Annotated in this window: 15 protein-coding genes; 10 read left to right on the forward strand and 5 right to left on the reverse strand. The window is 70.2% G+C overall.

Annotated elements, in window-relative coordinates; all coding sequences use genetic code 11:
- Positions 1-81: 81 nt before the first annotated feature.
- Together MHY49_RS07845 and MHY49_RS07850 are read right to left on the reverse strand one after the other, a co-directional pair.
- Positions 82-1,836: a CDP-glycerol glycerophosphotransferase family protein gene (locus tag MHY49_RS07845; protein WP_239203472.1), complete on the reverse strand. Its 1,755-nt coding sequence runs from the start codon at positions 1,834-1,836 to the stop codon at positions 82-84.
- Positions 1,837-1,972: 136 nt separating this feature from the next.
- Positions 1,973-2,992 (reverse strand): hypothetical protein, encoded by a 1,020-nt coding sequence (locus MHY49_RS07850; protein WP_239203473.1) that lies wholly within the window; start codon positions 2,990-2,992, stop codon positions 1,973-1,975.
- 243 nt (positions 2,993-3,235) lie between these two features.
- On the opposite strand from MHY49_RS07850, the gene MHY49_RS07855 reads away from it, so the two are divergent.
- The 5 genes from MHY49_RS07855 (at position 3,236) to MHY49_RS07875 (ending at position 9,047) form a co-directional block, all read left to right on the forward strand.
- On the forward strand, positions 3,236-3,922 hold the full coding sequence (locus tag MHY49_RS07855; protein ID WP_239203474.1) for a 2-C-methyl-D-erythritol 4-phosphate cytidylyltransferase: 687 nt from the start codon (positions 3,236-3,238) through the stop codon (positions 3,920-3,922).
- Positions 3,915-4,622 carry an SDR family NAD(P)-dependent oxidoreductase gene (locus MHY49_RS07860; RefSeq protein ID WP_228359279.1) on the forward strand — a complete coding sequence of 236 codons (708 nt, stop codon included), beginning with the start codon at positions 3,915-3,917 and terminating at the stop codon, positions 4,620-4,622. The genes MHY49_RS07855 and MHY49_RS07860 overlap by 8 nt, the downstream gene beginning before the upstream one ends.
- 256 nt (positions 4,623-4,878) lie before the next feature.
- A complete protein-coding gene (locus tag MHY49_RS07865; protein WP_239203475.1) occupies positions 4,879-6,627 on the forward strand; it encodes a hypothetical protein in 1,749 nt (582 codons plus the stop codon).
- Between the two features lie 97 nt (positions 6,628-6,724).
- Positions 6,725-6,910, forward strand: a complete 186-nt coding sequence (locus MHY49_RS07870) for a hypothetical protein (protein ID WP_239203476.1) — start codon at positions 6,725-6,727, stop codon at positions 6,908-6,910.
- A 247-nt stretch (positions 6,911-7,157) separates the two neighbouring features.
- On the forward strand, positions 7,158-9,047 hold the full coding sequence (locus MHY49_RS07875) for a glycosyltransferase (protein WP_239203477.1): 1,890 nt from the start codon (positions 7,158-7,160) through the stop codon (positions 9,045-9,047).
- Here MHY49_RS07875 and MHY49_RS07880 read toward each other — a convergent pair.
- Positions 9,010-9,411: a response regulator transcription factor gene (locus MHY49_RS07880; RefSeq protein WP_239203478.1), complete on the reverse strand. Its 402-nt coding sequence runs from the start codon at positions 9,409-9,411 to the stop codon at positions 9,010-9,012. The two genes, MHY49_RS07875 and MHY49_RS07880, sit on opposite strands and share 38 nt — an antisense overlap.
- Positions 9,412-9,793: 382 nt before the next feature.
- On the opposite strand from MHY49_RS07880, the gene MHY49_RS07885 reads away from it, so the two are divergent.
- The 4 genes from MHY49_RS07885 to MHY49_RS07900 all read left to right on the forward strand — a co-directional run bounded on the left by MHY49_RS07885 (position 9,794) and on the right by MHY49_RS07900 (position 16,131).
- Positions 9,794-11,452, forward strand: a complete 1,659-nt coding sequence (locus MHY49_RS07885; protein WP_239203479.1) for an ATP-binding protein — start codon at positions 9,794-9,796, stop codon at positions 11,450-11,452.
- 358 nt (positions 11,453-11,810) lie between these two features.
- Entirely contained in the window at positions 11,811-13,196 is a 1,386-nt protein-coding gene (locus tag MHY49_RS07890; protein WP_239203480.1) for an AI-2E family transporter, read from the forward strand.
- Complete coding sequence (locus MHY49_RS07895; RefSeq protein WP_370646047.1) at positions 13,196-14,353, forward strand: patatin-like phospholipase family protein; 1,158 nt, start codon at positions 13,196-13,198, stop codon at positions 14,351-14,353. The genes MHY49_RS07890 and MHY49_RS07895 overlap by 1 nt, the downstream gene beginning before the upstream one ends.
- Before the next feature lie 155 nt (positions 14,354-14,508).
- On the forward strand, positions 14,509-16,131 hold the full coding sequence (locus MHY49_RS07900; RefSeq protein ID WP_239203481.1) for an amidohydrolase: 1,623 nt from the start codon (positions 14,509-14,511) through the stop codon (positions 16,129-16,131).
- 36 nt (positions 16,132-16,167) lie between these two features.
- Here the strand turns inward: MHY49_RS07900 and MHY49_RS07905 are convergent, their stop codons facing one another.
- On the reverse strand, positions 16,168-17,679 hold the full coding sequence (locus MHY49_RS07905; protein WP_239203482.1) for an APC family permease: 1,512 nt from the start codon (positions 17,677-17,679) through the stop codon (positions 16,168-16,170).
- 330 nt (positions 17,680-18,009) lie between these two features.
- Here MHY49_RS07905 and MHY49_RS07910 point away from each other — a divergent pair, with 330 nt between their 5' ends.
- Positions 18,010-18,564, forward strand: a complete 555-nt coding sequence (locus MHY49_RS07910; protein WP_239203483.1) for a YdeI/OmpD-associated family protein — start codon at positions 18,010-18,012, stop codon at positions 18,562-18,564.
- Between the two features lie 52 nt (positions 18,565-18,616).
- On the opposite strand, the gene MHY49_RS07915 is transcribed toward MHY49_RS07910, so the two are convergent.
- Positions 18,617-20,125, reverse strand: a complete 1,509-nt coding sequence (locus MHY49_RS07915; RefSeq protein ID WP_239203484.1) for a DUF3375 domain-containing protein — start codon at positions 20,123-20,125, stop codon at positions 18,617-18,619.
- Positions 20,126-20,161 lie beyond the last annotated feature (36 nt).

The following is a 20,161-nucleotide window of genomic DNA, read 5'->3' on the forward strand; positions in this document are numbered from 1 at the left end:
CAGGTGGGGGTGAACAACAGGTGACGGCGGGGAGTCTACAAGGCGACCAACCTCGGGGCAGTCAGAGCCCGCGCGAAGGTGTCACTGCTCCACCCGTTCACGACCAACCGTTGACGGGCGCTCGGACTCGATGCCCAGATCCTCACGCGCCACGGCCAGGAAGCGCTCCGCATAGGAGTCGCGAGGGATGTCTCCGAGGTAGTACGTCGCGAAGCCCTTGCGCACCTCGGACATCGGGTCCGGATCGAGCATCGCGTCGAGCACGTCCTCGACATCGATGAGCCCCTCCGCCGAGCCCTCGATCACGTACGCGGCACGAGCGGTGGGGAACTCACGGCGGAAGTCGTCGACTGCGGCATGCATCGAAATCATCGCCATCGGCTTCTCGGAGTGGAGATAGTCACCCACGACGCTCGAGACGTCGGAGATCATCGCGTCAGACGCGTTGAAGCAGTCGAAGACGGTCATCTCCTTCTCCGCGGGAGCGCCGTACAGGTGCTCCCTGCCGGTCAGCTCCGCATCCTTCTGGAGCATCGCCTTGATCCTCACACAGGCACGGCGCAACGGCCGCGTCCTGTAGCTGTACGGATGCGGGCGGAAGACGACGGTGCAGCCGCGCTCCAGGAGCCGTTGAACGAGATCAGGACCGTGAGCGAGTGACGAGTACTGCGCATCCTGATGGAACCCCTGCCACGTCGGCGCGTACAGAACCGTCGGCGCCTCGATCTCGCCGATGGGCCCGCGGGCGGCTTCGACCCCCTCGACCTGGGGCCTGCCGACGATCCGGAACATCGACTCGGGCATGGAGATCCCTCGCGCGGCGAAACGGTCGATCGCCGCCTGACCGGCGACGTAGTCGCGGTCGAACATGCGCGTGACCGGGTTCGTGCTCGCGGCCTTGTCCGATTCTCCGTGGAGGAGCTGGATGTGCATGAGCTCCGAGTACCGGATCATGTGGTTGTTCAGGACGGCGTTGTTCACGTAGAACGCGGCGCGGGCGCTCGGCACGATCACCGCATCCAGATCAGCGAGTGTCCTGCGCAGGATGAGCGGCGCGTCGACGACCCGTTCGAGATCCCGGAAGTTGGCATCGTTGCGGACGATGATCGCGAAGGGCACTCCAAGGCGTTCGAGGTACGGCAGCCACATCGTGATCTGGAAGGCCGACCCTGACTGCGCGCTCCAGTACACGAAGAACCGGGGCTCGAGATCCTCGACGATCTGCGGCATCTCACGAAGCGCGGAACTGCGCCGCGAGATCCGCTGCACGATGTCGACGAGGACCGCCGCGGCGAAGAGCACCGCGAGAAGCCCGACGGCGACCACCGCCCATGCCCCTGCCGTCCCGAGCCACGGAGTGACCACGAGCAGGGCGAGGCCGAGGATCACCAGGGAGTAGACGTAGCCGTAGGCGAAGCGGGGACGGTGCTCAGTATCGCGACCGGGCAGGTGGGCTGCATACGGGCGGATGCGCCGGTGCATGCGCACCTCGAAGCGCTCGGCCTCGAGTGCGAGCGCAAGGAGACCGCCGGACACGATCCACAGGAGCGTCGGCACACCCTGTTGGGCGACGTGGACGAGGCCCACGATGAGCAGCAGATAGCGACCGACCAGGTACTCACCCATGGCGCCGACGGACCGAAGACGCCGCGTGAGGGAGCGGCGCGTGCGCCAGATGATCACGAGCAGCGGGACGGCGAGTGCGACCACGGTCCACCATGCGTCCGGGTGCAGGAGGACCAGGAACGCCGAGGCCATGATGAGGACGTCCACGAGCACTGCCCAGATCCGGAGCAGCTTGACGACCTTGCGTACGACGGGGCGGGGAGCGGGCATTCGTCTCTTCTTCTTCGTGGTCTGTTCGCTGGTGGGGACAACGGGTTCCCACAGGCGGGCTCGGAGCTGCCGTGGGGATGCGGGCCGCCGGCCGCCCGTCGTGTGCTCTCGGTTCGCGCCGCTGAGAGCAGAGGCGTCAGTGCGCGCGGGCTCCCCGCGGCGATCTGCCGGGACGACGCCGCAAGATCCGCTGCAGGAGCCCGCGAGGGCCGCCCACGGCGTCGGGCTCGGGCGGCGTGGCCGGCCCGTAGTGCTCCGTGTGCACGAGGCTCATGAGGGGGTAGCTCGTCCCATTGATCCGGGCGTTCCTGATCACTGTGTACTGCCCCTGGGTCTGCACCTCGTCACCCGTCACGACGTCGCCGACGGAGACCGCATGCCGCATGTCGACGGGCATACGCTGGGAATGTCCCGGATAGGCCTTCACGTACGTGGCGTGCGTGCACGTCCAGATGCGCGGAGCGGGTGCCGTCTCCTGGTACGTCGCAATGGCATCGCGGAGCTTCCGGGCCCACAGCGCGGCCGCCACGCTCCCGTGCATGTGATGGTCCTCCGGATTGGGATTGCGCATCCGCTCGTCCACGACACCCGTCGTCGGGTCGAGCACATCCTCGTCGATGTCGACGTAGGGAAGCCCACGGCGCACGGCTTCGCTCCTCAGCATCGCGTTGTACCGGAGCGTGAGGTCAGTGCGCTCTTTCTGCGTGGCCGTGATCGCGCTCCGCTTGACCACGACCTCCCCGACCTGGTCGTCGTCGGTGATCGTGGGAAGCGTGGCGCCAGTGATGATGACGCGGCGGAATCCGAGGCCCCGCAGCTCGTCGATGAACTCGAAGTACGCCTCGATGGAGTTCTTCATCTGGAGCTCGACCGGCTCGTCGTACTTATCGGCGCGGAACCAGATCACATATCCGCAGTCGACTTCGCCGAGGTGGAACACCACGATCGCCTCTCGCGACCTGTCGCTGATCCACTTCCGGAACCGGCCGATCGCATCGGTCTTGGAGTTCGGGTTCCTCATGCCGACGGCGGTCGCCCCGCCGACCTCGACCCCGGTGAGCTCGTGGGGTGCGAGCAGACCGGCCTTCGCGGCCTTCTTGAAGTACCGGACGTGACTGTCGCCCAGGTAGTACACGGGGAGCGGTGAAGCGGTCATCCCCCGATCGTAAGTGAACGCGGGGTGCCTTCTGAGTGCACGGGAGGCGACTCTCACGCGCAGCTCCCTCAGCGAGTTCGCCCCAGCGAGGTGCGGTCGCGCAGGTCTCGTCTTGTATGGTTACGGGCACCTGTCCGGGAGGTGAACTCCCGGCTGACCGACGTAGCGGTCGCGTGACCACGCCGGAGCGGCAACCCCGCAGCGGAGCGGAGCGCGACACCGACTGCACGAAGGAACCCATCCATGTACTCACTGATCCTGCTGAACGGAGGGATCGGGGCTCGCATCGGCGCCAACCAGCCGAAGCAGCTGCTGAAACTCCGTGGCATCCCGATCCTGGTCTACGCGCTGATCATGGCGAACAGGGTCGAGAAGATCGACCAGATCGTCCTGAACTACCCGCCGGAGTGGAAGGAAGAGGTCGAGGAGGTCCTCCGGGACTACGCGATCTCCACCCCGGTCACGCTCGTCGAGGCCGGCGACTCGCGGCACTCGTCCGTCGCCGCGATGCTCCCCCACTGCACCAACGACGACGTGATCATCCACGAGGCCGCGCGCCCGCTGGTGACGAAGAAGAACTTCGAGGACCTCATCGCCTCCGAGCACAGCAATGTCTCGCTGATGACCCCGATCTCCTTCACCGTGGCGCCGGTGGACCCCGAGACCCACGAGGTCACGGGCTCGCTGGAGCGCGACCAGCTGCGCAACGTGCAGCTGCCGCAGAAGTTCTCCAAGGCCGACCTGCAGGACGCCCACGCCAAGGCCGAGCAGGACCACAAGGTCTACACGGAGGATGCGACCCTCGTCGCGGTCACCGGGCACCCCGTCCACTTCATCGACGGCTCGGACGTGAACTTCAAGGTCACCACGCCCACTGATCTGCGCATGGCGGGCTTCCTCCTGCGCCCGGAGGAGGAAGACGATGACTAAGACTGCTCTCGTCACCGGTGCTTCGCGCGGGATCGGTCTCGAGACCACCCGCCGCTTCCTGCACAACAGCGAGGACATCACCACCGTGGTGATGTTCGCCCGCAAGTCCGATGACTTCGATGCCGCCGTCGAGGAGCTGCGCTCCTCGAGCCCCGTCGGCCGCAAGATCATCACCCGCTACGTCGACGTGGGCGACCGCGATTCGCTGCACGAGGCCCTCGAGTCCGTGCACGGCGAGGTCGGCAACATCGACATCCTCGTCAACAACGCGGGCTACACGAACCCGGTCCCCCTGCAGCAGGCGGAGATCGAGGACTTCGAGAAGACGATGAGCGTGAACGTCTACGCGCCGTTCCTCATCGTCAAGTGGCTGCTGAACCACGGCAACGTGTTCAAGCTGATCGTCAACATCGCCTCGACCGCCGGCATCAACGGGCGCTCGGGCTGGCTCACGTACTCGGCCTCCAAGGCGGCCGTGATCAACATGAGCCAGGTGATGCGCGAGGAGCTCGCGATCTACGGCACCCGCGTGGTCTGCCTCTCCCCCGGTCGCACCGCGACCGCCCTGCGCCGCACCCTGGCGCCGGAGGAGGACCCGTCCACGATCATGCAGCCGGAGCACGTCGCGCGGGTCATCGAGACCTTCGCCTCACCGGTCGGTCGCTTCATCGACTCGGAGAACATCGTCGTGCGTCAGTGACGCTTTCGCCGCCCGGGCTCGCGCCCGTCCGCAGGACGGAGCCTCCCGGGCAGCGCTGAGAGAAGGACCCCTCGAAACCGCCAGCTTCGGCGGGCTCGAGGGGTCCTTCTGCGTCTCGGGACTCCCGGACCCGCGGCCCCGATTCAGCACGGGATGTGGCGCCCACCACATATATCTGGTGGAATGCACAGCGCGGCAGTGACTGCCGCGAACGCTCCGCGGCCCGGAGGAACGGGTCCGACCGAAGGAGAAGCACATGGGTAACCTGCCCGGCTGGGTCATCCCGGTCATCATCCTCATCATCGTGGTCCTCGCCATCCTGATCATCGTGGGGGTCGTCAGCTCCCGGCGTCGGCGCGCCCGCCAGGAGGAAATCGACCGCCAGCGCGCCGCCGAGCTCCGGTCGCAGGCGCAGAAGGACCAGGTGGAGGTCAAGGAGCGAGAGATCAAGGCGCGCGAGACGGAGCTCGAGGCCGACAAGGCCAAGGTCGAGGCCGAGCGCCGCGACCAGACGGCGCAGCAGCAGCGGCAGGACGCCGACAGGGCGCGCGCCGACGTCGACGGCCGGCTCCGCCAGGCCGATGAGCTCGACCCCGACGTCGACGCCAAGGGATCGAGCGGCCGACGCGGCTCCGACGCGCCCCTCGACGAGACGACCGCTCGGGACGCCGGCGATGCCGACCCGCGGGCCGACGAGCGCAGAGCCCCCGGGCACGGTGTCGGCGCCGGCGCTGCCGGAGTCGGCGCGGCAGGCGTGGGCGCTGCCGCCTCGGACGAGGGGTACGTCGACCGCACGGACCGCACGGAGCAGAGAGCCGGGATCGACGGCGCCACGGCGCGGCACGATGCAATCCCGCCGGAACACGTCGAGGATCGTCCGCGCGACGCGCGCACGGTCGACGCCGCTCCCCGTGAGGCGGCCGTGAACCCGGCAGGCACACACGACGAACAAGCGACCCGTCCGGACGCACACTCGGAGAGCGCCCCGCAACCCGGATCTCACGCGGAGCACGCGGTCCAGCCGGATGCGCGCAGCGAGAGGTCGACACAGCCCAAACCTCGGGAGGCGGGCGCGGCCCAGCCGGGCGCGGCCCCGCGCGATCAGCGGGTCCCCGAGGGTGCGCCGGAGGCCTCCGAGTCCGCCGACGGGAATCGGTCGCAGGGACGTCACGAGGGCGACACGCGCGGTGCCCATCGCGCACCCGGCGAGAGCGGCCATGGCGCAGCGGCCGGTGGCGCAGGAGCCGCAGCGGGCGCCGGCGTCGCCGCCGGTGTGCACTCCGGTGATGCCCAGGCCGCGCAGGATCAGCGCACAGCGCAGGCCCCGCAGAACACGGGAGCCGATCGCGTGCATGCCGGCGAGAGTCGCGCCGAGGCCAGGCCGCGCGCCCGTGTGGCCAACGACGGCGCCGCACACCGAGAGGATGCTCCCGCGGGGACGCATCGCGAACCGCTGGCCGGTGAGCAGACCGAGGGCCGCCACCAAGATGCTCGTCCGGTAGACGGCGACGCGTCACGCGAGGGCTCGCTCATCGCGGACGACGGGGGAACACGTCGGGCGCAGCCGGTGGAGGCCGGTGCTGCTGCTCCGGCGAGCGGCACGTCACGCGACGCCGACCGACAGCCCGGAGACGCCGACGGCCACGTCCTGAGCGAGGATGAGATCGACGCCAGGGCGAACGAGAGCAGCAGGGGCACCGATCGGAGCAACGCCGCGCCCACCGCGGGCGACGCTGCGCCCCGCTCCGGTGAGGCGTACGAGGATCCGCGCGGCGCGGTGACCCCCGTCCAGAGCCCGAGTGCGGACGACCGACGCGCGCCGCGACCCGCGGACGAAGCCGACGGACGCACGCTGCGCCCCGAGACCGACGCCGAGGGGCGCACATCGCGCCCCGTCGACGACTCGGATCCCTTCAGCATCTCCGAGAGCCATGTGCGCCGGGCGCGTGGTCCGCGCGAGGGCGACCTCGACGACGGGATCGAGGACACCGAGCGGGGTCTGTGACCCCAGCTCCGCATGACGGAGGGCGGGGACGGTCTCATCCGAGGCCGTCCCCGCCCTCCGTCGTCGGTCCCGGGCGCCGAGGATTAGACTCGTGGGAATGATGCCGCTCGAGCCCCTCCTCGCCTTCTACGGGATCTCCGCGCTCGTGCTGATCCTTCTCGTCGTGGTCGGCGTCGTCATCGGACGGCGCTTCCGCCGTCGCGATGAGGAGGAGAGCCGCCGGGAGCGGGAGCGCGCCGCCGCCTCGCCCGTCAGCCCGCCGGAGGACGAGTCTCCGCGCTGAGATCGTCCGGTCTTCAGCCGCCGCACGGGCCGTGCCGTGCGGATAATCGTGACGTGAAGGTGACCCATGCGCGCTGTACGCGCTCCTACCGGACAGTAATCTGAGGCTGGTCCCGTAGACGTGCGGGGCGACCGCAGGCGGGCCGACGCGTCCGCTCGCACGCTGATGCCCTCCCCCTTCCCGCGCACGCACTGGGGAGGGCATCGACGCGTCGGACGCGGCACGACCGGCGAAAGCGAGCTTCCACATGAGGTCCCTCCTGACAGTGCTCCTCGCTGCGCTCTTCGGCGTCGCAGCCATCCTCGTCTTCGGGCTCTCGGGAGAGTTCGGCTCCTTCGGCGAGAAGATCTGGCGGGACGTCGCGGTGCTTCTCCTCACCGTGGTGGCAGCGTGCGCGCTGACCTACGTCGCACTGCTGCTGATGACCTTCGTCGGTGAGGTGCGGCATCCGCGGAACACGCCCGGCGACCCTGATGCCCTGGAGTGGCACGTGCTGGTGCCGTGCCGCGACGAGGAGAACGTCATCGCCGAAACCGTCTCGGCGGCCCGCTCCAGCTTCCCGGATCTGCACGTGTGGGTGATCGACGACGCCAGCGAGGACGCGACGGCCGAGGTGGTGCAAGACCTCATGGTCTTCGACCAGCGCGTGCACCTGATCTCTCGGATCGCGCCCGAGGCCCGCACGGGCAAGGGCGACGCACTGAATGCCGCCTACCGGATCGTCTCCGAGCACGTGGGCGGCACCGAGGACGCACGCCATCGCACCGTGATCGGCGTCCTCGACGCCGACGGCTACCTGTCTGACAACACGCTCGCGATGCTCGCGGGTCCGCAGGCCTTCGGAGACGCGGAGATCGGCGCGGTGCAGCTCGAGGTGTGGATGAAGAACCGCGGGGACCGCCGTCCGCGCCCGGCTGACGGTCGCTGGCTCAACCTCGTCGGCAGGTTCCTGGTGCGCATGCAGGACCTGGAGTTCCGCACCACGAATTCGGCCATGCAGGTGCTGAGGGTGCGCACGGGCACGGTCGGCATGGGTGGCAACGGCCAGTTCACGCGCCTATCCGTACTGGACGCCCTGGCCAGCCGGCGCGGCAAGCCCTGGGGCAAGAAGCTCTCGGAGGACTACGAGCTGGGCCTCAACATCCTGCAGATGGGCATGCACAACCACTACGTGCGCGAGGCGCACGTCTCGCAGGAGGCCCTCCCGTTCACCCGTCGCCTCATCACCCAGCGCACCCGTTGGGCGCAGGGCAACATGGAGTGCGCATCCGCGCTGCCCGGGCTGCGCAAGAGCGGTCATCTGAGCCTCGCCGGCCTCCTGGAGATCCACTACTTCATGCTTCAGCCCGTCATCATGATGCTGAACCTGGTGCTGGTCCCCCTTCTGCTGGTCCTGGGGGTGGCGCAGTCCGCCCTGGACTACTGGTCCTCCGCGAGCCTGCTGACCCTCGTTCTGGCGGCGCTGTTCTTCCTGGTCCTGCCGTACGCCGTGTGGGGTCTGGTGTACCGCAAGGTCACCGAGCACGAGATCTCCCGGGGCCAGTCCGTCGCGCTGGGCCTCGCCAACCTGGTGTACGTGTATCTGACATACGTCTACTACGTGCGGGCGGCCTGGCGGGCCGTCACCGGCCGTACGGGCTGGGCGAAGACGCGCCGCAACGCGGACGGCCGGACCCTCGTCGATGTCGCCCTCGGGGCGCACTTGGCGGCGCTGCCGCTGCTCAGCACCGAACAGTTGGAGGAGCTCGCGGCAGAGCTGGACGGCCGGTCAGACCTGGGCATCGACTTCGTCTCGGGCTGGGCGGTGATGTGGCCCACACGCACAGCCCGGCTGGAGCGGGCCCTCGCCTCGCAGTCGCCGATGCAGACTCGGGATGCGATCGGAAGCATCCGGGTCTCCTCGGCGATGGTCGGAGCCACGCGCCTCGAGCGGGCTGCGGGCGATCTCGAGGACGCACTGGAGCACGGCGACATGGACGCGGCCGCCGCAGAGCTTCCGGTCGTCACCGCCGTCGGCCGGGAGACCGTGAGCATGCTTCGCAAGGAAGTGTCGGTGAGGCGCGAGCTGCTGCAGGTGCCACTTGTGGAGCAGCCCTCACTCAGTCAGATGCAGGCGGTGCCGATCCGTCGTCAGTGAGGGGATTGGAGACGAGGTTTCGAAGCTCCTGCCGCAGTTGGCGGGGGCGGAACGGCTTGGTCAGATAGGCGTCGGCGCCAGCCTCAAGTCCCAGGCGGGCATCCTCTGCCTGTGAGCGAGCGCTCAGCATCACGATCAGTCCGATGACGGTGGTGCGCGCACGGCGCACCACCTCGTAGCCATCCATGTCCGGCAGGCCGACGTCCACGAGCGCGAGGTCCGGGGGTTCGGCGATGAGTGAGGCGATCCCGTCTGTTCCGCTGGCCGCGGTCGTGACCGCGTACCCCTCCTGACTGAGAACCACCTCGAGGAGACGCCGGATGTCGTCATCGTCCTCGATCACCGTTGCCGTCGATGTGCCCATGCGCCCGACCTTCCCTCCCCGACCGTTGTCGCGCACCAGGCTATGGGATGCGGGCGCGCCAGGGAGGCTGAAGGGACTGACCGGTAAGACGAGCGGACCGACACCGGCGGTGCGACGACCGAATGCGCAGGTCGACTGGACGAGCGGCCTGTGGCGTCCCTTGCGGAGCCGCCACCATCATCAGTCGTTGCAGCTCCACGAGAAGGGCTCGAAGGTGCCCGGTTCCAGGCGCGGCTCGCCGAGCAATCGACCGTGCACAACCCCGACTCGCCTGCGTGGCGACGTCGATCGACTGCCGTCGCTGCGCTGCGGGTGCTCTTCCTGATCCTCAGTACAAGCGGCGTCTGACGTGCACCCGCACCGCGTCTGGAAGAGTGCTCTTATGTCGACCCTCGACGCTTCTCCTCGGCGCTCCTTCCTGGCGATCGCCTCACGAGATGACCACCTGCCCAAGCAGTGCTGGTTCTTCGCCTTCGTCCTGGCGATCAGCGCGCTGCTCGCGGTCGTCAGTCCCCAGAAGGTTCTCGGCGCCGAATACCTGGCCGGCATCATCGCCCTCGCACTCATCACCGTTCTCACGGCGACCTGGCACATGCTGCGGGTACGCCCAGGTGCGGCAGTCTGGATTCCCATCGCCGATATTTTGGCAGTCGCTCCCCTGCGCGACGCGTTCCGGGTGGAGGCGGCAACGGTCACGCTGCTCGCCTTCGTCCCCGCGCTGTGGGCGGCCTACAGCTGGCGCTACGTCGGTGCTGCGGCATCTACCGTCGCCGTGACGATATCGTTCGCGATCCCGACGCTCCTGCGGGCGTATCCGGATCCGACCGGCGCCGCGGTCGTGCGCTCCGTACTGCTCGCCCTGGTCGTGCTGCAGATGACGCTCATGATCGCCATGGCCACGACGCGATCAGTGCAGGAGAGTCATCGCAGCCACGAGGCCCTGCGGCAGAAGACGGAGCTGCTGAGGGTGACGACCGAACAGGAGAACCTGTTCCAGAACGTCATCGACAGCCTGTCGGTCGGCATCGTGATCGTCGACAAGGACGGCCACGACCTGATGATGAATCGCGCTCAAATGGAGCTGCACCGCCTGGCGCTGCCCGAGGATGAGCCGGACCCCGCCGAGGACCAGCTCCTGGTGCACTATCCCGACACGGGCGCAACGATCCCCCCTCACCTGCGGCCCGTGCGCCGCGCCGTGGACCAGGAGACCTTCACCAACTACATCGTGGTGCTCGGTGACGCCGGCGGCGAGCGTCGCACCGTCTCGACCGCTGCCCGCCAGATCGTCGACACGAAGGGTCAGCGCGGGGGCGCGGTGATCGTCTTCAACGACATCAGCACCTTCACGGAGCACGCTCGGCAGCAGCGTCGGATCACGGCGGATGTCTCCCACGAGATGCGTACGCCCCTCACCTCGATCCTGGGGTACCTCGAGCTCGCGATGGACGATCCGCGCATGGACCCGAATGTTCGCAACGAGCTCGCCGTCGTCGAGCGCAACGCAGAGCAGCTGCTGCACCTCGTGGGCGACCTGCTGGATGGGATGTCCCCGCACGCGGCCGAGCGGTCCCTGGATCGTTCCCCGGCTCGGCTCGGAGACATCGCGTGCGAGGCCTGCACGACCCTGCGCCCGCGTGCCCAGAGCGAGGGTGTCCAGCTCACCTGCACGGTGGACGAGAACCGGCTGATCTCGCTGGACACTGCCCGGATGACGCAGGTGCTGGTGAACCTGATCTCGAACGCCCTGAAGTTCACGCCGTCGGGCGGCCACGTGGACGTGACCGTCGCCGAAGTCGAGGGAGCCGTCGAAGCGCAGGTCAAAGACAATGGCATCGGGATGACCCCGGACGAGCAGGCGAACCTGTTCACGGAGTACTACCGCACAGCGACCGCCGCGAAGAAGCAGATCCCCGGGCACGGGCTGGGGCTCGCCATCACCCAGAGCATCGTGCGCGCCCACGGAGGACAGATCAGTGTGCGTTCCGAACCAGGGCAGGGATCCGCGTTCACGATTCGCATGCCTGTCGCGGAGGTGTGAGGCGCCGAGCGGGCGTCTTGCCGGCCCGGACGCGACGCGCGGGGACTGGGCCCGAACGTGGAGGCCCTGGCCCCCGGGAGACAGTCGGCCTGGATCTGTCGATGCGGAGCCTCGTGGCAGAGCACTGCTTGTCGTCGCTGCACCTGACGGCGATCCTGCCACGAGGTCCAGCTGAGGGAACGGGATCTGGTCCGAGGCGAACGGCATGGATGAACTCCGTTCGGCCGTGAAGGTTGACACGATGGATCAGCACACTGCCTCGTAGAAGCGAAGCGACCGGACCGATCCTCGAGGCATTCCTCCACGGCCGTACTTCGCACCAGCAACGCATTCCCCACGGGAGCGGGATAATCCGTCCATGACAGATCAGGACACCACGCGCCCCGGGGACGCTCCCCCGTCTTCAAGCACTCCTGCTCCGGCCCGTGTCGCTGCAGCATCGGCGCGGCCCTCCTCGCCGCTGCCGCACCCCGACCCGATCCCTGACGGGCTGAAGATCGGCGCGGGCTTCACCTGGCGCGTGCTGGTGATCGGACTCGGCGTCGTCGCCGTCTCCCTGCTTGCCATGTGGCTCTCCGAGATCGTGATCCCCTTCATGGTGGGCCTGCTGCTCTCGGCGCTCCTGGTGCCGGTCTCCGCGTTCCTGCAGCGCCACCACTGGCCCAAGTGGGTCGCGATCATCACCGCCTGGGTGGTCATGTTCGCCGTGATCGTGGGGCTCGTGGTCCTGGTGACCAGCCAGATCCGCAGCCAGCTGCCGTCGATCCAGAAGCAGGCCATCGACGCGCTGGACCAGGCCGAGACCCTGCTGGCGACCCATCCCTTTGGGATCACCGAGTCCGACGTCGACGGCTACGTCACCAAGGCCACCGAGTGGCTGCAGAAGCACGCCTCGGAGATCGGGGCGGGCGCCGCCGAGGCCGGCTCGAGCGTCGCGCACGTGCTCGAGGGCCTGTTCATCGTCATCTTCGTGACCCTGTTCGCCCTGATCGACGGCAAGCACATGTGGATCTGGACCTCGCGGCTGTTCCCGCGCGCGGCGCAGCCACGGATCCTCGCGGCGGGCGCCGCCGGCTGGCACACCCTGACCAGCTTCATCCGCATCCAGCTCGTCGTCGCCGCGACCGACGCCGTGTTCATCGGCATCGGCGCCGCGATCCTGGGCGTCCCGCTCGCGATCCCGATCGCCGTGGTGGTCTTCTTCGGCGCCTTCGTGCCGGTGGTCGGCGCGATCGTGGGCGGCGCCGTCGCCGTGGGCCTCGCGCTCGTCTTCAACGGCTGGGTCCACGCGCTGATCATGCTCGCGATCGTGGTGGGCGTGCAGCAGATCGAATCCCACGTCCTGCACCCCATGCTCACCGGCACGGCCGTGAAGGTGCACCCGCTGGGCGTCGTCCTCGGCGTCGTCACGGGCACCGCGATCGCCGGGATCGCCGGCGCGTTCTTCGCCGTGCCCTTCATCGCCACGGTCAACTCGATGATCGTCGCCGCCCGCCGCTGGCAGCCGGGCACGCCCGTCGACGACGTGCCCGCGATGCTCGGCGTGCCGGACGTCCCCGGGGACGACGATGACGGGGCCGACGACGGCGATGGCGGGTCCGACGGCGATGGAGACCGCAGAGCCGGTGGGTACGAGGTCGCCGCCGCGGACGACGGGATCGACGGGCACGACCGGGATGACAGGGACGACGGGGAGTCCGGCGCGCCCGAGACGCCCGCCGGCCCTGCCGCACCCGCTCGCTGATGGCGTCGGAGGTACAGGACGCCCACCAGGGAGGCGGCGCCGAGACGTCCCGCGCCGACCTCGTCCTCGAGGGCGGCGGCGTGAAGGGCATCGCCCTCGCAGGCGCGATCGAGGTGCTCGAGGAGCGCGGGTATTGCTTCGGCCGGGTCGCCGGCTCGTCCGCGGGAGCGATCGCCGGGGCGCTGGTCGCCGCCGACGTCCCCGCCGCCGACCTGGTGGGGCTCCTGCGCGAGATCGACTACGAGAAGTTCTGCGACGGCCCCTGGTGGACGCGTCCGCTGGTGGGCAAGGCCGTCGCGATCCTCGTGCGCAAGGGCGTGCATCGCGGGAGGTACGTGGGAACGTGGCTCGCCGAGCAGCTGGCCGAGCACGCGCGGCCCGCCGATCCCTCCCGTCCGTTCACCTTCGCCGATCTCCCCTACCAGGACCCCGAGGGCGAGGCGCCCGACCGGCCCGTCGGGGGAGTCCGGCCCGTCGGGAACGGTCGGTCCATCGAGGACGCCGCCGCGGACTCGTCCACCGGCGCGGGCCCAGCCGCCGGCGCGTCCCGCCTGGTCGTCACCGCCTCCGACGTCACGGCGGGGCGACTCCGATTGCTGCCCCGCGACGCCGGCAAGTACGGCATGACGGCCGCCGATCTTCCTGTCGCCGAGGCCGTGCGCGCCTCGACCGCGATGCCCTTCTTCTTCCGGCCCGTGCGATGGGCGACCTCGCAGGGGCGGCGCGCGTTCCTCGTGGACGGCGGGATGCTCTCGAACTTCCCCGTCGGCGTCTTCGATCGGGCCGACGGCGCGCTCCCGCGCTGGCCCACGTTCGGCATCAAGCTCTCGGCCCGTCCGCCGGCCGATCCGGCCCCGGTGAACAGCATCCGCGGCGCGCTGTCCTACGCGCTCGCCCTGCTGGACACCCTCATCGGCGCACGCGACCGCATGCACATCGACGACCCGCACGTGCAGGCACGCACGATCTTCATCGACACGAGCTTCGTGAAGCCCACCCAGTTCGACCTCTCGGACGAGGACCGCGAGAAGCTCTACCGCACCGGACGGCAGGCCGCGACCGACTTCCTCGACGGGACGGCGACCCGCGAGGGGTGGGACTTCCAGGAGTACGTGTCCCGGTTCCGCACCGGGGCGCGGGCCGGGGCCGAGGCGTAGTCGTAGGCGTAGGCGGGGACACGAAGGGCCGCGGCATCAGCGGCGTCGGGCAGGACGGTCCTGGCCCAGCGACCGTCCTGCCCGCACCGATACGGTGGCTCGGCCGACGCGCGCGGCGCGCCGACGCCTCACCCCCGCATCGAAGGAGCCGCAGCGTGCAGACGCTCTACCATTCCGGCCGCATCCTCACCTTGGTCGACCGCGACGACGCCCCCGAGGCCGTGCTCGTCGAGGACGGCCTGATCACCGGCGTCGGCGCTCTCGCCGACCTCCGCGAGCGCGCCGACGAACCCGCCGAGGTGGACCTCGCAGGCCGCACTCTGATGCCGTCCTTCGTCGACTCGCACGGCCATCTGCTGGCACACGGCCGGCTCGCCGCCCTCGTCGACCTCGAGGGCGCCCGCAGCATCGACGAGGTGATCGCGGCTTTCCGGGAGCGTCTCGCCGCGCGCGATGCGGGCGACGACTCGCCGCTGATCGGCGCGAAGTACGACCCGACGCAGCTGGCCGAGGGGCGCCACCCCACGCGCGAGGACCTCGACCGTGTCTCGACCGAGATCCCCGTCCTCGCCATGCACCGCAGCATGCACGTGGGCGCCGCGAACTCCGTCCTCGTCGAGGCCGCAGGGATCACCGCCGAGACGCCCGACCCCGAGGGCGGGCGCTTCGGCCGCCGCGAGGACGGCTCGCCCGACGGCTTCGCCGAGGAGCATGCGGCGCTCGGCGCCCTGTTCGCCGCGATCGACCCGGAGGGCGGCGCGGGCAGCATCCTCGGCGGCGGCGACGCGTCGGCCGCCCTGCGCCTGGCCGCGGACGACTATCTGCGCCACGGGATCACGACCGCCCAGGAGGGCGCCGCCTCGCCCGACGCCGTGACGGACCTGGCCGAGGCGGCGCGCGCGGGCGAGCTGCCGCTGGACCTCGTGGTCTACCCGGTCGCGGCCTGGGGCGCCCCGGCGCGCGAGCAGTTCGCGGAGTTCACCGGCGACTACGCGGGGCGACTGCGCCTGGGCGGGTACAAGCTGATCCTCGACGGCTCCCCGCAGGCGCGCTCGGCCTGGATGAGCGAGCCCTACGAGCCGGTCCCGAGCGACGAGCATCCCGGCTGCGCCTACCCCGCCCACTCGGACGAGCAGGTGCTCGCCTGGACCCGCGAGCTCGCGGGCGACGGCGTCCAGCTCATCGCCCACTGCAACGGCGACGCCGCCGCGCAGCAGTGGATCGACACGGTGACGCAGGTGGGCGCCGAGAACCCGGCGCTGCTGGCCGAGCGCCCGGTGATGATCCACGCCCAGACCGTGCGCGACGACCAGCTCGAGACCATGGCACGGCTCGGCATGATCGCCTCGATCTTCAGCGTCCACACCTACTTCTGGGGCGACGCGCATCTGCGCAACTTCGGCCCGCGGCGCGGCCGGCGCGTCTCCCCGGCCCGCTCGGCGTTGGACCGCGGCGTGCGCGTCACCCTGCACCAGGACTCCCCCGTCACGCCCCCGGACATGCTGCTGAGCGTGTGGGCGGCCGTGAACCGGATCAGCCGCGAGGGCCCGCCCGTCGGCCCCGAGGAGCGCATCTCGACCTGGGAGGCGCTGCGCGCGGTCACGACCGACGCCGCCTACCAGTACGGCGAGGAGCAGACCAAGGGGCAGATCCGCGAGGGGATGCGGGCCGACCTCGTGATCCTCTCGGCCGACCCCCTCGCGACCGACCCGCAGGACCTGCGTGGCATCGAGGTGCTCACCACCGTCAAGGACGGCGAGGTCGTGCACTCGGCGTGAGAGCCGGACGGTGCCGGGCCGACCTGAGCCCGGCACTCACGGCTCGGGGTGGAGGATGACCTCCTCGAGCTCCGCCTCGGGGGCGGCCATCAGCCGACGGTGGCGGACGGCGAGGAAGACCGCGCCGAGCACCACCCACACGGCGAGCGCGACGAGCGGCTGGGTGCCCAGGCGCCCTGGGGAGCCCGGGACGAACAGCAGCAGCAGGAAGCCCAGCGACAGCAGCGCGCCCAGCAGGGAGATCGCGCGGTAGACGGGGCGGGCGCGGCCGAAGGCGTCGTGCTCCCCCGCTCGCGCGGGGTGGGCCAGCTTGAACGCGGCCAGGCACGTGTACCCGTAGGCGATGGTCACGCCCACCGAGGTCATGTCCACGATCCACTGGAGCGCGGAGCGCCCGAAGAACGGCGCCAGCAGGCACAGGGCGCTCGTGAACACGATCGCGACCACGGGCGTGCGGTGCCGGCTCTCGACGCGGCCGAAGAACGCCGGCAGCATCTTCGCCCTGCCCATCGCCATCAGCACGCGCGAGGAGGAGACGGTGAACCCGTTCAGACCCGTCGCCACGCCCATCAGCACCGCGATCACCATGAGGCCCTTGCCGAGCGGACCCATGATGCCGGCGATCACCTCGGCCGTGGGCCAGGCGGCGTCGGGGTGGGTGTCGCCGTTCGGGCCCAGCGCGACGGAGCTCGAGAAGATCATCGCGAGGTAGACCAGGCCCGCCGTGCCGATCGCGGCGAGGATGAGGAACAGCGCCTTGCGGGGCGAGAAGTCGAACTCCCCGGCCGCCTGCGGCACGTTGTCGAAGCCCACGAACGCCCACGGCGCGAAGGCGACCATCACGGCGATCGCCGGCAGCGGAGAGTAGCCCTCCGGGAAGGCCGGGTAGAACGCGAAGCCGTGCTGCATGCCGTGGAGCAGCGCCCCCAGCAGGATCGCGACGACCGCGATGATCAGCACCACGCAGGCGATGAACTGGAAGCGCCCGGACAGGGCCGTGCCCATCGCGTTCATGAAGCCCGTGGCGACGATCGCGAGGGCCGCGATGATCACCTCGGGCAGGTAGATGTCCCAGCCCGCGACCGTGTACAGGTGCACCTGCTCCATGACCGAGGGCAGCAGCATGCGGAACACGAGCGCGACGGCCGTCGCGTTCAGGGCGACGATGCACGCGTACGCGAGCGCCAGGAACCAGCCGACCACGAACGCGTGGCGCCGCCCGAACTCCTGCAGCACGAAGGCGAGCTCGCCGCCGGTCACGGGCAGCACGCGGATGATCATCCCGTAGCTGATGCCGATGATGCCGATGAGCACGGCGCCGATCGTGAAGCCCAGGAGCGCGCCGGCGGTGCCGCCGTCCTGCAGCCAGTCCACGGGCAGCATGAACGCGCCCCAGCCCACGGCCGAGCCGAGCGCGATCGCGAACACCCAGGAGGGCTTGAGCGTGGACTGCAGGGAGCGCGTGTTCTCATCGGCGCTGAGCGGGGCGGTCGTCCCGGCGGCGGCGGAACCGGTGGTCGACGAGGGGGCGGAGGGTCTCTCCGACATGGGAAGCCTTTCGATGGCGACTGTTCGGTCGACAGCGTCGTCGCTGCACAGCTTCGTCGCGCGGGCGGAGCCGGGGAGCCATGATGCCACTGGCCGGGATCGCGCCGTCACGGATGCGGCGTCCGAGGAGCGTCCGTCATCCCACACGTCCCCGCTCGGCTCGCGCCCGTCCCCGCGGCTCGGCCTGGGGGCGCGGCCCCGGTGCGCGGCCCCGGTGCGTGGCTCCCGCGCGCGGCCCCGCTGCGCGGAGAGGCCGTACTCTGACCTCGACAGCCTCGACCCCGTCGTCTCCGACGGGGCGGCGGAGCCGAGCAGCAGGACGGAGCGGACATGGCCGGGACCCCCGACGAGACAGCAGAGCCGATCGAGGGCACCGGACGCATCCGCGCCATCGGCGAGCGCCTGATCCTGCCGCTGCCCGCGGCGGCGAGCGCTCGGCTGCGCACGCGCGGACAGAACGCCGTGACCGCGATGCTCGACGGTCATCCCTTCGACCTCGTCGTCGAGCCCGACGGCGCCAAAGGGCACTGGATCAGCCTCGACGCGGAGATGCTCGAGGTGCTGGGGCGCGGCGAGGGCGACGAGGTCTCCTTCGCGCTGACCCCGTCGGCCGCATGGCCCGAGCCGTCGGTCCCCGAGGACCTCGGCGAGGCGCTCGCGGGCGCCGACGACGTCGGCGGGGTCTGGGAGGACATCACGCCCATGGCCCGGTGGGAGTGGGTGCGCTGGGTCGGCGCCACGAAGAACCCCGACACCCGGGCGCGCCGCGTGGAGGTGTCGCTGGACAAGATGCGCCACGGCAAGCGCCGCCCCTGCTGCTTCGATCTCGCCTCGTGCACCGACCCCGAGGTCTCGAAGAGCGGGAAGCTGCTCGGGCTCGACTGAGGGACAGGTGCCTGCATGACCGCCGGCGGCCCGGGCAGGCCCGTCGGCCGACTCACTCCACCGGCACGTCGTCCAGGAAGTAGTAGGCGGGGACCTTGGCCGCGTAGTCGTTGCCGTCCAGTTCGCGCCAGCCCACGACCTCCGTCGACCCCTCGCGCTCCTGGGCGAACTGCGTGGCCAGGAACATCAGACCGATCACCGAGGCCAGTCCCTGGCGGGCGGGCTCCTCGCGCAGCACGTCGCCGATCGAGGCCTGCCCGGCGAGCGAGCGCACGCGGTTCACGGAGCCGGTGAGGCCCACGGTGTCGATGTCGTTGGTGCGCACCAGGTCCTGGAGCACCTCGACGCTGAGCGTGGTCGCATCGTGCACCTCGGCCTCCACCGGGGCGCCGGGATCCGTCGGATCCTTCAGACGGTGCTGGGAGACCGAGGACATCCGCACCCGCGCGACCCGCAGGTCCAGCGAGAACGGGAAGCGCGTGGAGACCTCGTCCTTCTGCGCGAGCGCGAGGCCCTGGGCCTCCTGCAGCAGGTCCAGCAGCACGCGGTGCTGGCGGAAGTCCTGGGAGCGCACGAATCGCGCGAGCGAGCGGTACAGCTCGGTCTTGACGTCGAGCACCTCCTGCGCGGGCTCGTAGAGGTCGCTGAAGACGTTCGCGAGCATCTCGCGGTCGTCCCGCGTGAGGTGCTGGGTGAAGTCGCGCTCGAGCAGACGGTCCACGACGTCCTGCGCCCGACGGGTCTGGGCGGGGTCGTTGAGCATCCGGAAGAAGGCGGTGAAGGTGCGGCCCACCTGGGACTGGCCCAGCAGGTCGTCGCCCGCGAGCAGCTGTTCGAGGATCTCGCCGCGCGAGGCCTCCGGGGAGAGGATCTGCTCGCGCAGATGGAGGTCCACGGCGCGCAGGTCCTCGCGGTACTGCAGGAAGTCGCCCGAGAGCTCGGAGGCGATCTGCAGGATGTCGCGCAGACGGTCGGCGGACGTGCCGGCATCGGGCAGCAGCAGCTCCCCCTCGGAGAGGTCCCGGATCTCCTGCTCGATCGCCGCGCGCCGACGCTGCAGGTCCGCGAGCCGCACGTCGCGGTCGGTCTCCGTCTCCTGCGCGAGGCGGTCGAACTGCTGGAGCACCAGCTGCAGGCGCGACTCCGTGGTCGTGGGCCGGTGCTCCTCGAGGGAGGCGATGAACTGGACCGCGTCGATCGTCGCCGGGGACGGCTCGAACATCGTCTCCAGGTGCTGCGGGTCGTCGCGCCGGGTCAGATAGCCCTCGCGCACCCACGAGTCCACGTACTCCGGGGCGGTGCGGCCCTGGCCGTCCTCGTGCAGCAGGTCCAGGTGGGTCTCGACGCGCGCCACGAGGTCGCTGCGTCCCAGGCGACGGCTGCCGCCGGGGAAGACCGTCTGCAGGATCGCGAGCACCGCCGGGGCCTTCGTCGCGCTCAGCAGACGCCACGTCGAGAGGCGTCGCAGCTGCTCGTAGGCGTCCTTGCGCGCGGAGACCGTCTGCGGGCGATCGGTCGCGGACCCGAGGAGCGGGGCGGACGGCGCTCCGTCACGCGGCACCCTCGGCGCCCCGTGCCACCGAGAAGTGAGAAGTTG

Source organism: Brachybacterium sp. ACRRE (assembly GCF_022346485.1).
GTDB lineage: Bacteria > Actinomycetota > Actinomycetes > Actinomycetales > Dermabacteraceae > Brachybacterium > Brachybacterium halotolerans.

Coding starts and splice junctions, on each gene's coding strand:
- MHY49_RS07895 (WP_370646047.1), top strand. CDS start 13,196: ATGGCGTCGGAGGTACAGGACGCCCACCAGGGAGGCGGCGCCGAGACG.
- MHY49_RS07865 (WP_239203475.1), top strand. CDS start 4,879: ATGGGTAACCTGCCCGGCTGGGTCATCCCGGTCATCATCCTCATCATC.
- MHY49_RS07890 (WP_239203480.1), top strand. CDS start 11,811: ATGACAGATCAGGACACCACGCGCCCCGGGGACGCTCCCCCGTCTTCA.
- MHY49_RS07855 (WP_239203474.1), top strand. CDS start 3,236: ATGTACTCACTGATCCTGCTGAACGGAGGGATCGGGGCTCGCATCGGC.
- MHY49_RS07905 (WP_239203482.1), bottom strand. CDS start 17,679: ATGTCGGAGAGACCCTCCGCCCCCTCGTCGACCACCGGTTCCGCCGCC.
- MHY49_RS07845 (WP_239203472.1), bottom strand. CDS start 1,836: ATGCCCGCTCCCCGCCCCGTCGTACGCAAGGTCGTCAAGCTGCTCCGG.
- MHY49_RS07880 (WP_239203478.1), bottom strand. CDS start 9,411: ATGGGCACATCGACGGCAACGGTGATCGAGGACGATGACGACATCCGG.
- MHY49_RS07850 (WP_239203473.1), bottom strand. CDS start 2,992: ATGACCGCTTCACCGCTCCCCGTGTACTACCTGGGCGACAGTCACGTC.
- MHY49_RS07860 (WP_228359279.1), top strand. CDS start 3,915: ATGACTAAGACTGCTCTCGTCACCGGTGCTTCGCGCGGGATCGGTCTC.
- MHY49_RS07870 (WP_239203476.1), top strand. CDS start 6,725: ATGATGCCGCTCGAGCCCCTCCTCGCCTTCTACGGGATCTCCGCGCTC.
- MHY49_RS07885 (WP_239203479.1), top strand. CDS start 9,794: ATGTCGACCCTCGACGCTTCTCCTCGGCGCTCCTTCCTGGCGATCGCC.
- MHY49_RS07910 (WP_239203483.1), top strand. CDS start 18,010: ATGGCCGGGACCCCCGACGAGACAGCAGAGCCGATCGAGGGCACCGGA.
- MHY49_RS07875 (WP_239203477.1), top strand. CDS start 7,158: ATGAGGTCCCTCCTGACAGTGCTCCTCGCTGCGCTCTTCGGCGTCGCA.